The sequence below is a fragment of the Pseudoflavonifractor sp. MCC625 genome (assembly GCF_018784545.1).
Classification (GTDB): domain Bacteria; phylum Bacillota; class Clostridia; order Oscillospirales; family Oscillospiraceae; genus Pseudoflavonifractor_A; species Pseudoflavonifractor_A gallinarum.
On record NZ_WQOJ01000024.1, the window covers coordinates 1 to 1,260 of the forward strand.

Consider the following 1,260-nt stretch of genomic DNA (forward strand, 5'->3'; position numbering starts at 1 on the left):
GCCGAACTGGAGCTGTACCCGGATTTTGACCAGTAAACAACATAACCGCAGGGATGGGGTGGCGATCTGCCACCCCACCTTTTTACCCCAAAACTGAAAGGAGGACAGAACACTATGCCAACCAAAGCTGAACTATATGCACAGATGGCGGACAAAGTGGCAACACAGCTCACGGGGAGCTGGCAGGAATGGGCAGGGTTTCTCACTACTGCTTCCCGCCTTTACAAGTACCCGTTCCATGAGCAGCTGATGATCTATGCCCAGCGACCGGACGCCACCGCCTGTGCGGAGTACGATTTGTGGAATGAAAAGATGGGCCGTTATGTAAGGCGCGGTTCCAAGGGAATCGCTCTGGTGGATGATTCCGGGGACAGACCTCGCCTGCGTTATGTCTTTGACATTTCCGACACCGGAACCCGTGAACATTCCCGCACTCCCTGGCTGTGGCAGCTGGAGGAGCGCCATCTGGATTCGGTGCAGGCCATGCTGGAGCGCATCTATGATGTTTCCGGTGATGACCTTGCCGGACAGCTCACTGAGGTAGCCGGAAAACTGGCTGAGGAATACTGGACGGAGCATCAGCAGGACTTCTTCTATATCGTTGACGGTTCCTTTTTGGAGGAATATGATGAGTATAACATCGGAGTGCAGTTCAAGGCAGCCGCCACCGTCAGCATCACTTACGCTTTGATGTCCCGCTGTGGACTGGAGCCGGAACGCTACTTCGACCACGAAGATTTCATGGCGATCTTTGATTTCAACACCCCGTCCACCATCGGGGCGCTGGGAACAGCGGTCAGCCAGATCAACCAGCAGGTGCTGCGGCAGATCGGCGTTACCGTCCGAAATGCAGAGCGCGAAGCCAACCAAGAAAGGAGCAAGCAAGATGAACAATCCCATGACCTATATCCAGAACGGAGACTATCTGATTCCCGACCTGAAGCTGAGCCAGCAGCCGGAGAAACCCCTGGGCAAGTACGGCAGGATGAGGAAAACCTACCTGAAAGAACACCGTCCCATCCTCTACAACCAGATGTTGCTGAGCGAGAAGCTGTACCCGCACCTCATCGAGATCGACGAGACCGCCCAGAGCAGACTGGAACAGATGATGCCCCAGCTGGCGAAGGAAGCGGGAGCCACCGAGGAACTGAAAGCCAGCGATCCCATGAAGTGGGTGGGCCTGATGAACACCTGCAAAGCCCAGGCAGAGGAGATCCTGATGGCGGAGCTTATCAACAGCTGACCCTAAACCTGTTCCTC

Annotated in this window: 2 protein-coding genes; one reads left to right on the plus strand and one right to left on the minus strand. The window is 55.4% G+C overall.

Annotated features, from left to right (window positions below; genetic code table 11):
- Positions 1 to 132 precede the first annotated feature (132 nt).
- Positions 133 to 900 (minus strand): hypothetical protein, encoded by a 768-nt coding sequence (locus tag GPK94_RS07310; RefSeq protein ID WP_158361356.1) that lies wholly within the window; start codon positions 898 to 900, stop codon positions 133 to 135.
- Between GPK94_RS07310 and GPK94_RS07315 the strand changes: the two genes are divergently transcribed.
- A complete protein-coding gene (locus GPK94_RS07315; protein WP_158361358.1) occupies positions 887 to 1,243 on the plus strand; it encodes a TnpV protein in 357 nt (118 codons plus the stop codon). The genes GPK94_RS07310 and GPK94_RS07315 overlap by 14 nt on opposite strands.
- The last annotated feature ends 17 nt before the right edge of the window (positions 1,244 to 1,260 follow it).